Raw genomic sequence first — 13,301 nt, 5'->3', positions numbered from 1 at the left:
TGTGGCACTCACCGGGACCGCCGGCGGGCGGCCCGGTGTGATCAGGACACCCGGTGGCTGCCCGGCGGCCCGCGCCGGAATGCGGCAGGCCGGGCAAGCTCCCTCATCGGTGGGAAGCGTCCGGCGTGGCGTGCATGATCACGGACGTACACCCGCAGGAGTGAGCCCCCGCCTCAGGGCTGCTCGTCGGCGAGTTCCGCCACCCCGGTCACCCGGTGCAGCGGATACGTGCGGACCTCGTCCGAGGTGTGGTCGTACGCCGTGACGAAGCCGCCCTCGACGCGGATGGGGGCGATGACGCGCTGGGTGGCGGAGCCCTCGGCGTTCACGTAGCCGATCCACAGGGTCTCGCCGGTGAGGACGGCGGCCTGCATGGTGGCGAGGGTCTCGGCGGCGCTGGTGCGGGGCAGCTCACCGGCCGTGTCCGGGCCGGCCGTCGGTTTGCGGGGGGTCGTGGAGGCGAGGTCGCCGGCGCGGACGGCGCGCAGCGCGGCGGCCAGGAGGTGCGCGTCGGGGACCGGCGGGCCGTCCGGGACCGGCTCGGGCGCGGTGCGCGGCGGGGTGCGGTGGGCGAGCGCGCGGGTGATCAGCACATCGCCCTCGGCGGACTCGGCGGCCGGGGCGAAGCCCATCGCGCGCAGACCCTCCAGCAGCGCGGCCGCGTCGGACGGGGTGGCCAGCACCGTCGGGGCCAGACGGCGCAGCCGCAGGCCCGCGGCGCGCTTGTCGGCCATGATCTCGTTGAGCAGCGCGTCGTCGTCGCAGCGGACGTACGCCGAGGCCGCGCCCACCCGCAGATGGCCGTGCCGGCGGGCCACGTCGTCGATCAGGTACGCGAGCGGCTGCGGGACCGGCGTACGGGAGTGCTCGGTGAGGAAGGCGTGCAGGTCGGACGCGGTCCGGCCGGAGTCGAGCGCGCGGCGCACCGAGCCGGGCGTGAACCGGTAGACGGTCGCCCCGCCCTTCGACTCCACCTCCGCGAGCACGTCCAGCATGTCCGCCAGCGGGCGCCGCAGCGGCCCGGGCGCCACCGCCGTCAGATCCGCCTGGAGCAGGACGTGGTCCAGGGGTTCGGGCAGCAGCGGGGTCAGGAGCCGGGCGGCGGTGGCCGCGGCGGTGGCCCGCTCGGCGGGGGACAGCGGCTCCAGGGCGGGCGCGGGCCGGTGGTGCACCGGCAGCTTGTCACCGGGACCGGCCGGTTCGGCGGCGGACTCGGAGGCGGCGGACTTCCGGGCGGGCGCGCCCAGCAGGGCCCGCCCGTGCGCCGACAGCGCGCCCCGCCCCGTCACGCCCAGCTGTTCCGCCTCCGCCAGGGTCCACCGGGCGAGCCGGGCCCGAAGGTCGTCGTCGCGTTGCGGGCCGCGCAGCGGCCGCTCCCAGCTCAGCCGGGCGAGGACCGACTCGGCGGACGGGGCGGCGCCCTCCGGCAGCGCGGCGAGCAGGGCCAGCACCCGGTGCCGTACCTCGGGCGCCGCCGAACGGTCCAGGCCCGGCCCGAGCGCCGACAACGTACGGTCCCGGCCGTCCCGCCCGCCCACCAGCCCAGGCGTCCGGGTCGCCGCCAGCCACGCCTGCGCCAGCCGCGACCAGCGCTGCGGGGCGGGCTCCTCCAGCCACTCGTCGTAGGCCGGGGTCGCCGCGTACCGCTCGTCGGCCTCGCCGTCGGCGGCGATCAGGCCGGCCGCGTAGGCGAGTTCGACCCAGAAGGCGGCGACCGGCTCGGGGACGTCCAGGGCGACGGCGGTCCGCTTCAGGTCGCGGACGCTGAGCCCGCCCGCCCGCAACACCGACGGGCCGCCCTCGTCCCAGTCCTTCAGCAGCTCCTCCACGGTCGTCAGCGCGGTGTACGCCTGCCCGGCCGCCGTCGCGTCCACCAGCTGGGGGCGGTGCGTGGCGACGGCCTCCACGGCCGGCGGCACAGGTTCGGTGACGCGGTGCGCGCGGCCCTCGCGCAGGTGCAGGGCCACCTCGCGGGGGAGGACGACCGTCCCGGGCGCCGTCGGCAGCAGCAGCCCGCGGTCGAGGAGCCAGCGCAGATGGGCGGCCGGGTCGGCGGTGACCTGACCGTAGGGCGGACCCCAGACCAGGCGGGACAGGACCTCCCGGGACTCCCGCGGGGCGTCGGCGAGCAGCGCCGCCATCCGCCGGCGGTCGGTGAACAGGGCGGTGAGCGAGGCGATCGCGGACACCGAGTCGTGTGTCGAGGGCAGTCCGGCCGCCGTCACGATCTCCTGGATACGGCCTGGCGACATGCCCGCCGTCGACTCCCGCACGGCCGGGCCCAGGCCGGTCGGGGACGGGTGCTGCGGGGACGGCGCGAGCAGCTCACGGGCCGTACGCACCAGGCGCAGCTGTTCGTCGTCGCCCCACACCAGGGCCTGTTCGCGCAGGGTGCCCAGGGCGCGGGGCAGCGCGGCGGCGACCACCGGGTCGCGCTCGTCCCCCGCCATCAGAGCGAGCAGCTCCGCGTAGGACGCCGGGTCCGCCGCCACGGCCAGCGCCTCCGCGGTCTGCAACGTGAACCTGTCCAGCCGCTCCAGCGCGCGGACGACGGACGCGCGGGTGCCGGCCCGGGTCGCGAGCTGGGTGAGATCGGTCGGGACGGGGGTGATGAGGTCGGGGCGGGCGCGCAGGAGCGCGGCGAGGGACCCGTCGTCCCGCGCGCGGAGCGCCTCCGCGAGGGACCGGGGTGCCACCGGCTTCTCAGCACTGCTCATCCGGCCAACGGTAGCGGGTGCGCGGCCCGCCGTCGGCGGCCACGGGTGGGCCGGGGCGCGCTCCCGCGGGGGCGTACGCGCCCGTGGTGGGGGGACACCAGGCGAACGGAACGTTGCGCAGATGGCCCGGGGATGAACATCGCCCGGAGGGTCGGCGCATCCCCGGCACCACTGCGCCCGCACTCGTCACCCTGTTCTCCCCCGTCAAGCGCACGGCGAGGCAAGGGAGTTCGACGGTGAGCCTGGGCTTCGAGTGGGACTTCGACACGCTGGTCGCGATGCTGAGCATCGCGATCCCGTCCGCCGCGTTCGTGTGGGAGTTCGCGGTCGTCGGCCGCAAACGGCTCGGCTACCGCGTCCAGATGGACACCCTCGCCACCGACACCGCCCACTCGCCGTACGCCGGTGTCCTGGAGGAGATGCACCAGAACGGCACCACCCTCACCGACCCCTCCTTCGTGCTGCTGCGGATCGAGAACGCCGGCTGGCTGCCGATCATCGAGGACGACTACCTGACCCCCGCCGACGACCCGGGCGGCATCCGCGTCACCTTCCCCGGCCGCCGGGTCGTGGGCGCGGTCGTGACCGAGCTCAGCCAGCCGGAACTGCGGGACTTCTTCAGCGCCCGGGCCACCGGCTTCGGCATCGACGACGAACTCGACTCCGGCGTCATCAGGCTCCCGAAGGTCAAGCTCAACCCGAGCGCCCACTACAAGGTCCTGGCGGTGCTGGAACGCCGGTCCGCCGACCGCCGGGACCCCTTCCCCGACCCGGTCTTCCGTGCCGACGTCAGTGGCCGGCACAGCCACTGGTTCGGCTGGCTCGCCCGGACCGCCCGGCTCAGACTGGCCCGCACCGAGAGCCACACGTTCGCCTCCAGACCGGCGCTGGTCGGCATCGTCCTGCTGGCGCTGGCGGTCCTGGCGCAGGCCGGCCTGACGCTGGTGTGGCGGGAGGAGACGCCGCCGCTGGACTGCGTCGGCGGCACCCTGCGCCTGCACGGCTCCACGGCGTTCGCCCCCGCCGTGCGGGCGGCGGCCGAGCGGTACGGGGAGCTGTGCGACGGCAAGGGCGCCGACATCCCCGTCGGCGACGGGACCTTCACCGGCAGCGGCGAGGGCATCGCCGCGCTGGAGGCCGCCGGTGCCCAGGCCGGCGATCTGGGCGGCGCCGGACTCGGCGACCACATCACCTTCACCGACGGACCCACGGTCGGCAGCCATCCCGAGGTGCTGCCCCGCCCCGTCGCCTACTCCCTGTTCACCCTCGTCGTGAACAAGGACGCCAAGGTCCGCAACCTCACCCTCGACCAGATCAGGGGCATCTACTCCGGCACGTACACGCACTGGTCACAGGTGGGCGGCGCCCGGGACGTCCCCATCCACCTCGTCAACCGCCACCGCGGCTCCGGCACCCGCACCGCCCTCGAACAGCGCGTCCTCGGCCGGGTGAAGGTGCCGGAGGCCACCGCGGACGACTGCGCCGCTTTGGACGAGGACCGGCCCGGCGTCTGCGAGGTCGACAACACCGAAGCAGTGCTGGACCGCACGGCCGCCATCAACGGCGCCCTCGGCTACAGCGAGGTCAGCAGCGCGGCCTCGGCCACCGACCTCGTGCAGCTGCGCATCGACCGCATGCCGCCCACCCTGGAGGGTGTCGAGGACGGCGACTACCCCTACTGGCAGACCGAGTACGCCTACACCTTCGGCGAACCGCCCTCCGACTCCATCGCCGCCGCCTTCCTGCGCTACCTCACCGACCAGGGCGGCAAGGACATCCTGCGCGAACACGGCAACCGCCCCTGCTCGGAGACGGAGTACCCGCTGGTCTGCGAGCCGACATGACCTCCCGCCCGGCGCGCCCCCATGCCCGGTGGCCTGCGCTACCGTCGTCCCACGGGGTATCCAACGCACCGACCCCGGAGGGGACTTCGTGGGTATCGAGAGCGACCAGGTCGTCTACGAGTATCTGAGCCGCGTCGGCGACGTGGCACAGCAACGCCAGCTGCCGTCGTCCGTCCGCATGCGCCTGGTCGCGGAGCTGCGCGACGAGATCGACCGGCGGCGGGCCAAGGCGGCCGTCGACAGCCCCGCCGCCGTGCGGCGCATCATCGCCCGCCTCGGCAGCCCCGACGAGGTCGTCGAGGCCGCGGGCGGCGCCCCCACCGCCGGCCCCCCGCAGGCGCCGGCCCCCTCCGTGCCCGTACAGCGGGACACCGAGCCCGAGGACACCGGCCGGTCCAGGCGGCTGCGGCGGGCCGTGCCCCGGCCGCGCCCGGCCCAGACACCGCCGCCGCCCGCCGAGGCGTCCTCCGCGCCGCACCTCGCGGGCATGCACGAACTCGGGGACAGCGCGGCCCAGCCCGACTGGTGGCGGGTGGACAGCAGCCCCTTCGGGGTCGGGGACAGCGTGCCCGGGTTCGTCGGCGGGGTGGAGATCCCGGAACTGCTCAAGCCCCCGCCGAGGAAGGACGAGGCGGAGAAGGAACCGGAGCAGGAGTCCCCCGCCGGACAGCCCGCCCCGGCCGCCGGGACGGCCACCGAGACGGCAGGCAAGCCCGGGAAGCCCTGGTGGAGGCCGCGCGGGGGCGGGGCGCCGAAGGCCGGGGGAGTCGTCGTGGACGCCCCCGCCGTCGTGCCCGGCCGCCGCCGGCTGCTGCCCCTCGGCACCGGAAGCTGGAGCAACCCGTTCCTGCTGCTCGCCGCCGGCCTCCTCGTCGCCGGTGCCGTGCTCGGCAACTGGATCGCCCTCGTGCTGGGCTGGGCCATCGCCTACGCCTCCCGGCGGCTGAGCGACGCCGAGACCAAGTGGGCGGTGGTGATCCTGCCCGGCCTGTCCCTCACGGCCGGTGTCGTCTGGCTGTGGGGCCGCACCGAGGGCCGCTGGGGCGCCCCCGTCGCCGAGGGCCACATGAACGACGCCCTGGCCGAGACCTGGCCCTGGGTGGTCCGCGGCGCGGCCGTGGCCTCGGCCCTGTTCCTGGTCTGGCGCTCACAGCGCCGGCGGTAGGCGCCCACGCCCCGGAGCCGGACGCCGGGTACCGGGCGTCGCCGTCAGGATGCCACGCCGGCGGACTCGGATACGTGAGTGCGAGCCGCGTGCGGCCGGGTCATGGACGCGCGTGGCCCCGACGGCCGGACGCCGGGCGCCGCCGTCAGGAGCTGGGTCAGCGGGCGCGGCAGGTCAGTGTGACCGCGTGCGGACGGGTTCGTGGGCACCCCATCGCCCCGATGGCCGGACCCGGGCGCCGGAGGCCGGACCTGGACGCCGCCGGGCACCGGACGCCTCGCCGGATGCCTGATGCCGTGACCAGGGCGCCGGGTGTCGGTGCTGTCGTCGGACGGCGCCGTCGGCCGCCGGACGTCCGTCCGTCACCGGGGCTGGGCACAATGGCGCCCATGGCCTCCACGACCGAACCCGCCTTCCCCGACCCCGACCCCGCTTCCGCGCCCGCCCCGACCGTCGGCTTCGACCTCGACATGACCCTGATCGACTCCCGGCCCGGTATCCGCGCCTGCTACCTGGCGCTGGCCGAGCGGACGGGGACGTACATCGACGCCGACCTGGCGGTCACGCGGCTGGGGCCGCCGCTCGCCCAGGAGCTGGTCCACTGGTTCCCGGCGGGCGAGGTGGAGGCCATGGCCGACCTGTACCGCTCGATGTACCCGTCGATCGCCATCGTTCCGACGCCCGCGCTGCCGGGCGCCCGCGAGGCGATCGCGGCGGTGCGCGCGGCCGGCGGGCGGGCGGTCGTCGTCACCGCCAAGCACGAGCCCAACGCCAAGCTGCACCTGGAGCACCTGGGCATCGAGCCGGACGCGGTCGTCGGCGACCTGTGGGCGGAGCAGAAGGCACAGGCGCTGCGCGAGCACGGGGCGACGGTCTACGTCGGCGACCACGTCGGAGACGTCCGCGGTGCCCGGGCCGCCGAGGCCGTCCCGGTCGCCGTGGCCACCGGCCCCTGCGACCGGGAGGAGCTGGCCGCCGCCGGCGCGGACGTCGTCCTCACCGACCTCACCGAGTTCCCGGCCTGGCTCGCCGCCTACCGCCCGGCCCGCGCCTGACGGCGGCCCGCCGCGATCGACCGCAGCACGCCCGCACCGGCCAGGGCGAACCCGACACCCATGAGCATGCTCAGGCCGAACATGTACGTCGGAAAAGGCGTCGTACCGAGAAGGAACGGGGCCACGGTGACCAGAGTGGCCACCGCGCCGAGGAAGAACACGAGCGCACCGGCGCGGATCAGCCGGTCACCGGGCTCGGCGGAATTCGTTTGGGTTTTGTCACGCACCGGACCAGGGTAGTTCCCAGCGCGAAGGAACAGCCGGGCGACGTCTTGTCACCCGCCTGAAGACCATTAGCCTCGATCTTTCGTGACGGTCCGCCGACGGAGTCGGTGGGCCGTTTCGCTTTCGGTGGCTGATGCCGGGCAGGCTGTGGGCCCGAGTGTCGCGTCGGGTGGGCGCCGGGTTCCACTGCTCCGGGTGGGGTGGTGCTACTCGCAGGGGTAGGGAAGCTGCTGGTCAGCCCGGGTTCGGCAGGAGTGCGAGCCGTGCGAGGGCGTCTGTGATCTCCCGGGTCCAGGGCCAGTGGCGGGCGAGGCGGAGGATGCGGCGCGGGCCGGTGGTGACGAGCTGGGCGGCTGCGGAGAACAGGCGGAAGCGGAGGCGGCGGGGTTCCCAGAGCCGGGTCTGGCCGGTCAGGGCGAGCATGGGCATCCAGGCCAGCAGGTCGAGAGCGATCTGGACGATCTCCAGCCAGACCTTGTTCTGTGCGGTGTCGTGCAGGGGCAGGTTCCGCAGGCCCGTCGCGCGGCAGCTCGGATGCGGTCCTCGGCCCGGGCCCGCAGCCGGTGACGGAGCTCGAGTTCGGCGATGGGACGGCCGGCGGTGTTGGTGGCAAAGCAGGTGATCCGCATGCCGTCCGCATCCGTGATTCTCAACTGGGCCCCGGGATGCGGCCGTTCCTTGCGGACGATCAGCCGCATGCCCTTCGGCCAGCCCTCAAGCAGGTCGCCGGTGAGTTCAGCGACCCAGGCCCCGTCGCGGACCTCGCCGCCGGTCTCGACGGCCGGCGTCCATGCCGATGCCGGGATCTTCAGAACGTGCTGGTGAATGGCCTCGGTGATCACCATGCCGACCGAGTAGGACAGCCAACGCCCGCGCTGGGCGAGCCAGGCGACGAACTCGTGGGTGCCGCCCGCGGAATCGCAGCGGATCAAGGTCTGTCGCCCGCGCCGGTACTTCGTGGGCAGCTGGGCGAGGGAGAGGCGGGCGGCCTCGATGTGGTCGGCGGCCGTGTTCGAGCCCGCGTTGCCCGCCCTCAGAAGGCAGGCGACAGGTTCACCGGTGCCACCGGGGCCGTGGTCGACGAAGCCCATCAGCGGGTGGTGACCGTAGGTCTTCTTCCAGGTCGGGGCGGCGTCCTGCTTGTCCGAGTGGGCGATGACCAGCACTCCGTCCAGATCCACGGTGACTTGCCCACCGGCGTCCGGAGCCCGGTCGCGGGCCAACGTCCAGACCCGGACGCGGACTTCGGACCGGGCCGCGCGGATGGCGGTCAGTGCCTTCTCGCTCGAGGCGGCAAGGGTGTCGATCAGGCGGGAGACCGTCGGGTCGGAGGCGACCGGCCCGAACACGGCCGGCTCGGCCCGCAGCGTTGCGATGTCGGCGAGACAGTCCCCGCCGAGTGCGACCGCCAGCGCGACGTCCAGGAGGATCTTGGCCGGGTCGTGGACGGCCCGCGGCTTCCGCCACGGAGCAAGCGCTGAGGACAACACCCGGTCGAGACCGGCTTTGCGGACCGTTTCGACCAGCAGGACGGACCCGGCCTGGGAGAAGACCTGACGGCCGTCACCCTGAACACGCACAAGGGGATAGGAACCTATAGGCTGCTTCACCTGGAAAGTGCCTCTGGTTTCAGCGGGAACAAGGACCTCGACAATCCTCATTCTTGCTGGTCAGGGGCACTTTTCGCTGAGCTGACCACCTGCCGGACAGCCTGCTTCATGAAAGCGTGAGGTTAGCCTGGGAACCGGCGGGTCCGGACGACCCGCCCCAGCCGTTCATCGCCAGTTTTCCGACGAGTACGAGGACGAGGACAGACGTGCCAACCGGCAAGGTCAAGCCGGTTACCTAGGCACACAGAGAGCGCTACGCTCCCCTCATGACACCTGGTCTGCGCTACCTCGCCTGTCTCCGCCTGTCTGCCGACTCGGACGGCTCGACGTCCATCGAGTGGCAGCGTGGCGTGATCCGACACCACGTCAGCTCTCCGCTCCTGTCCGGCGTCCTGGTGGGCGAGGCAGAGGACACAGACGTCTCAGGCTCCATCTCTCCCTTCAAGCGTCCGAGGCTCGGTAAGTGGCTGACGTCCCGCGCCGATGAGTTCGACGTGATCATTGCAGCCAAGATGGACAGGCTTACCCGTCGCTCGATGCACTTCAACGAACTCTTGGAGTGGGCGCAGCAGAACGGGAAGTTCATCGTCTGCGTTGAAGAGGGATTCGACCTGAGCACGCCTCAGGGAAAGATGATGGCTCGTATGACTGCCGTCTTTGCTGAGGCTGAGTGGGACACCATTCAGGCGCGCATCCTCAACGGCGTACAGAGCCGCCTAGAGAACCGTTCATGGCTCACAGGTGCTCCGCCTACCGGCTACCGCATCAAAGCCGTAGAGGGAGGCAAGAGGAAGGTTCTGGAGATTGACCAGGACTTCCACCCCTACGTGGAAGAGATCTTCTCTCGTGTCCGTGAGGGTCAGTCCACACACAGAATCGCCCGAGACTTCAACGGCCGTGGCGTACTCACATGGGGAGACCATCTCAGGAAGTTGAAGGGGGAGGAAACTAAGGGAACTCAGTGGCAATCGACCATCATCAATAAGTTCATCCGGTCCTCTTGGGTCCCTGGTATCTACGCCTATAAAGGGGAGGCTGTTTTGGATGACCAGGGAGAGCCGGTCATTCTCCCTGAAAAGCCTCTCACGTCCATGGATGAATGGACGGATTTGGTCGACAGGATTAAACCGGCTCCCAAGCCTGTGGGAACGGAAAACCGTACCGGCGCTAAAAGCCTGCTTGCCGGTATTGCTCGGTGTGGTAACTGTGGAGCGCCGGTTACTTCTCTCCTGAATTCCGGGCACACCAGGAAAGACGGAAAGCGAATTCCCGGACACCGGTATTACCGCTGCTCCAATAAGTTCAAGGGCGGAGCGTGCACACAGGGTCTCTACGTCCGTGCTGATCTCCTGGACACGTGGGTTGACCAGGAGATTCGGGGAAGCGTAGGCACGTGGGACATGTACGAGCGAGCCGGTACGGGCCCCTCTCAGGCAAGGGAACTCGAGTCAGCTAGGGCACGCCTGGAAAAGCTGGAAGCTGACTTCCTGGCGGGGGAGTACGACGGAGAGGGACAGGAGGAGTCCTACCGCCGTATGCACAAGAGTCTGTCGGCAAAGGTTGCTCTCCTGACTAAGCAGGAAGAGGAAAGGGCTAACCCGGCTCTCAAGGCAACGGGTAAGAAGTACGGGGAAGTCTGGGAAGCCAAAGACCAGGAAGACCGTAGGGAATTCCTGCGGACTTACCAAGTAAAGGTCTGGGCTTGGGATAAGGGAGCGGAAGAGAACGACCGAGGAATGGTCATGGATCTGGGAGATATCCAGACCATGGCAAATGAGCTAGCGCTCTCACGCCCTGGCAAGAAGGGGAAGATGACGAGAATGGTGATTAGCCATAACGTACCCGAAGAATATCGATGGAAGGCATTGGCGTTCGCTCTATAAAGGAATGCATAAAGATAAGGCTCCGCTGAATAGCGGGGCCTTATTCTTTTCCTGAATTGTTTATGAATTCGACCCCCCTACCTTTAACGATTCGATATCAATCGGGGGTGCCCTGGTCTTTCGAGTGCCTAGATTCCTATGGGGTTTGGGCAGTAGCCGGAACGGCTCTAGGGTTCTTTGCGCCACTCCGCATCAGGGGAAGTCAGCTTGGCCACCAGGACGCGCGCCAGGATGCGAATGGGAGCCTCATCCGGCTTCACCAGGGGAGCGTGTTCACGGTGCGCCCATACCGTCCAACCGGGGCCGGACATACCTAGTTCGTGAGCTACGGCTACCGCGTCATCAGGGTCTGTGATCAGTGCTCTGGCAAGCGTCCAGAGCGATGGACAAGGAGGGCACGACCTTGAGCCGTCGTCGGCCACGGCTCCCAGCTCCACCACGCAGACGGCTCAGACGGCCACCAGGACACCGAACGGGAACTACTCGGGTATCTGGCTCAGCCGGTATGAGTTCTTCTCCAGTGGCCGTGACGAGACGTTCACGGGGCTTCACTACGTCGTGCTGCTCCAGCATGGCAACAAGCTCACGGTTCGCTCTCTGCCTGATGCATCCTTGAATTCGAACTCTCCTCTCACCATGGATCTGACCCTTGACGGGAACGTGGTCACGGGAACGTGGGTGGAGGAGACGGCAACTGAGGGGTACTACACTGAGGGGTACTACGCGGGAGCGCGGTATCACGGTGCAGTTCAGATGCTCATTGAGCCGACTGGACGCCGGATGGTCGGTAAGTGGCTCGGGTTCGGCAAGGAGTTCGACGTCAACACGGGTCCCTGGACCCTGGAGTTCAAGGACGCGTCGACCAACAAGGCTGCTCTGGAGAAGTGGAACGTCCGACCGGAAGCCTGAAGAGCCAGCATGACCTAGAGGGCCCCTGGATACGGGACGTCCAGGGGCTCTCTCATGCCCAACCGCAGATGTTCCTCAAGTCTGGGTCCAACGGGCTTACGGGTGGGCATCCTTGGGCCATGTCGCTTGCAGCTTGGGCTCTCGCAGTAGCTCTATTCGGCGCCGTTGGAACAGTGGCAAACATGGTTGCCTCTTGGTCCACTTACAGGCGTGTCAGACCACGTGCCGACGTAGATACAAAATGGTTCATATTCGGGGCTCACGAATGGGAAGACCCCATGGGAGTTTTCCTGGTGGATATCACCAATACGAGCCAGAGCGAGATCAAAGTCAGACACCTTTCTCTGAGGGTCGATCTGGCACCGCAAGAGCTCGTACCCATCGATGACGGGCCTTGCTATACAGCGCTCGACGTAATCAAGGGCGACACAGAAGAAGCCATACCGGCAATGGGGGAAATGAATCTTCAAGTCGAACCCACCGGCATGATGCAGGAGCTTATTCCATACATTAGGAGAGTCAGGGTGGAGGTGACTCTTACCAAAAAATCAAAGATGGTGAGCAAGTGGATGTCAAAGAAAGATCAGGTCTGGTTTGAATTCAACGACCTGATGGAGTATGTGAAAGCACATGCAGCGCACCTAGGATATGAGTCACCCCTGCACCGACAGCTCTCCTTTGATGAATTGGAAGATGTGGAGTAACCATGGACCTACCCGAAATTGCCATCGTGGTGTCGTCGGCAAGCGCAGCGATTACAGGCGTCAACGCGTTCGTCTCGTACCGCACGTTCAGACGTGTCCGGCCCAAGATTCAGGTTCGGCTATGGCGTACCAACGTATCGGCACCCGAGCAAGAGAAAAAGGACGCCACTCATGTCTTCGTTCTTCGGCTCATCAACAATGGCACGACTCCCGTAACTCTTGAGCGTGTTGAACTCTGCCGTTATGAGTCGAGATACAACAAGCGGCGATTCCAGATGGTGAAGGGCAGCAGAGGGTTCGATCCAAATAACAGGTGGGGGACCGTGGCCCCGGTAATCCCCGCCCTTGATGGCACGATCTACCGCTTCTCAGTGGCTAGGAACAGCATCACTCGTGGGGACCATCTTCGCTTTCGTGTCCTGCTGTCCAATGGTCGTACGTCTACCAGTCGTCTCCTTCCCACCAAGGATTGGTCTCTGGATGCCAGCGGGTCGGAGTTCCTGCCTGTATGCCTCCCCAACTCCTGGAACCGTGGTCGGCTCTGTTTTTCTGAATGATGTCCTGCACTTCTCTGTGAACAACGACCACGGACTGAGCGAGTGGCACAAGAGATTCGGGACCTTCCAGCTCCACCAGGAAAGCGAGCCCGATTAGTTCTCCCATGGCGTCCTTCAACGGAGCAGCATACTGGTCCGTGTATTCCTTTTGCCCCCTGTTTCCCGCTCTGGTGATTTCCCTTAAGATTACACTCTGCTCAGCGTCATGAAGTCGCTTGGCTTCTAGCTCAGAGACTTGTCCTGCCTTTTTGAGGAACTGGGCATAGATATCCCTGCGTACGTCTCGATGCCGTGAACGCTCTTCCAATTGGTGCTTTCGCTCCTGAGTGGCGTTCTCCTGCCTCCCCTTCAGGAGACTGAACGCGCCAGCGATAAGCCCACCTGTGGCTACGCCTGTGCCTCCAAGGAGAGCAGCAATGAGTTGCGAATCCATCAAACCCCCACGTGGCCAGAGACACGGTCCTACCCGGTGGTCAACTTCGCGAAACACGACTGGGGAAGGAGCAAACGTCGGCCCCGGCCGTAAGCGGAATCTGTCCTTCTCGTTTGTCAGTGGTGGGTGAGATGATGGAAGGGGAAGTTGAGGAAAGGAGGAGGTAACCATCAGCTCACCGGTAAGAAAGCCAGCGAAG

The 13,301-nt window shown here is 68.4% G+C and carries 8 protein-coding genes and 2 pseudogenes; 6 read left to right on the top strand and 4 right to left on the bottom strand.

All coding sequences use genetic code 11. The features are described 5' to 3' along the window. Nucleotides 1–173 precede the first annotated feature (173 nt). Nucleotides 174–2,717: a helicase-associated domain-containing protein gene (locus tag QQS16_RS19650; protein ID WP_286063143.1), complete on the bottom strand. Its 2,544-nt coding sequence runs from the start codon at nt 2,715–2,717 to the stop codon at nt 174–176. A gap of 236 nt (nt 2,718–2,953) precedes the next feature. On the opposite strand from QQS16_RS19650, the gene QQS16_RS19645 reads away from it, so the two are divergent. The 3 genes from QQS16_RS19645 (at nt 2,954) to QQS16_RS19635 (ending at nt 6,781) form a co-directional block, all read left to right on the top strand. Continuing rightward, nucleotides 2,954–4,561, top strand: a complete 1,608-nt coding sequence (locus QQS16_RS19645) for a PstS family phosphate ABC transporter substrate-binding protein (protein ID WP_286063142.1) — start codon at nt 2,954–2,956, stop codon at nt 4,559–4,561. Between the two features lie 88 nt (nt 4,562–4,649). Beyond that, complete coding sequence (locus QQS16_RS19640; RefSeq protein ID WP_286063141.1) at nt 4,650–5,726, top strand: HAAS signaling domain-containing protein; 1,077 nt, start codon at nt 4,650–4,652, stop codon at nt 5,724–5,726. A 389-nt stretch (nt 5,727–6,115) separates the two neighbouring features. Then, entirely contained in the window at nt 6,116–6,781 is a 666-nt protein-coding gene (locus tag QQS16_RS19635) for an HAD family hydrolase (protein ID WP_286063140.1), read from the top strand. Here the strand turns inward: QQS16_RS19635 and QQS16_RS19630 are convergent. Together QQS16_RS19630 and QQS16_RS19625 are read right to left on the bottom strand one after the other, a co-directional pair. Continuing rightward, nucleotides 6,760–7,008, bottom strand: coding sequence for a hypothetical protein (locus QQS16_RS19630; RefSeq protein ID WP_286063139.1), 249 nt, complete (start codon nt 7,006–7,008; stop codon nt 6,760–6,762). The two genes, QQS16_RS19635 and QQS16_RS19630, sit on opposite strands and share 22 nt — an antisense overlap. Before the next feature lie 232 nt (nt 7,009–7,240). Beyond that, nucleotides 7,241–8,616, bottom strand: a pseudogene (locus QQS16_RS19625) (IS1380 family transposase). A 266-nt stretch (nt 8,617–8,882) separates the two neighbouring features. On the opposite strand from QQS16_RS19625, the gene QQS16_RS19620 reads away from it, so the two are divergent. From QQS16_RS19620 to QQS16_RS19610, 3 genes and pseudogenes are all read left to right on the top strand, one after another. After that, the gene (locus tag QQS16_RS19620; RefSeq protein WP_286063138.1) at nt 8,883–10,499 is read left to right on the top strand and encodes a recombinase family protein; all 1,617 of its coding nucleotides are present in this window, start codon (nt 8,883–8,885) and stop codon (nt 10,497–10,499) included. 363 nt (nt 10,500–10,862) lie between these two features. Beyond that, a pseudogene (locus tag QQS16_RS19615) lies at nt 10,863–11,408 on the top strand (XRE family transcriptional regulator); the annotation flags it as partial. Between the two features lie 119 nt (nt 11,409–11,527). Further along, nucleotides 11,528–12,112: a hypothetical protein gene (locus QQS16_RS19610; protein WP_286063137.1), complete on the top strand. Its 585-nt coding sequence runs from the start codon at nt 11,528–11,530 to the stop codon at nt 12,110–12,112. A 441-nt stretch (nt 12,113–12,553) separates the two neighbouring features. Here QQS16_RS19610 and QQS16_RS19605 read toward each other — a convergent pair whose 3' ends face one another. Then, nucleotides 12,554–13,102, bottom strand: a complete 549-nt coding sequence (locus tag QQS16_RS19605) for a hypothetical protein (RefSeq protein ID WP_286063136.1) — start codon at nt 13,100–13,102, stop codon at nt 12,554–12,556. Between the last annotated feature and the right edge of the window lie 199 nt (nt 13,103–13,301).

Origin of the sequence: Streptomyces sp. ALI-76-A (assembly GCF_030287445.1) — a bacterium.
GTDB lineage: Bacteria > Actinomycetota > Actinomycetes > Streptomycetales > Streptomycetaceae > Streptomyces.
Note: the sequence above shows the minus strand (reverse complement) of the source record. Positions and strands in the feature narration are given on the sequence as shown.